This is a genomic window from Bacillus sp. SIMBA_154, from assembly GCF_046536015.1.
GTDB lineage: Bacteria > Bacillota > Bacilli > Bacillales > Bacillaceae > Bacillus > Bacillus pumilus_P.
The window spans coordinates 1-277 of the sequence record NZ_JAWJBV010000208.1 but is presented as its reverse complement, the minus strand read 5'-3'; the positions used below and the strand labels follow the sequence as shown (position 1 = coordinate 277).

The window sequence follows — 277 nt, the reverse complement described above, 5'->3', positions numbered from 1 at the left end:
CTATCACTTGGGTCTTCCTGAGCTTGAGCAAAACCTTGAAGACACACAATCTCACGGCGCAAACACGAACCAGAACGACAATCAAAGCGCTCACCAACATGTAGATGATCATAGCAAGCCGCAACCAACTGCTCAATCAATATCCCAAGTAGCACAAAATCATGAGCGGACCTCGCAGTCTAGCGTTGAGGTAACCGCTATACAGACCAAGCCAGAAACAACGAATCTACATCCTTATCGTACTAATATTCAGCATTATCCGTCGGTGATACAATCA

Annotated in this window: 1 protein-coding gene; it reads left to right on the top strand. The window is 45.5% G+C overall.

Features of this window, described 5'->3' with window-relative positions; all coding sequences use genetic code 11:
* On the top strand, positions 1 to 277 hold a 277-nt coding region (locus R0K30_RS21755; protein ID WP_410612903.1), incomplete at both ends, for a hypothetical protein.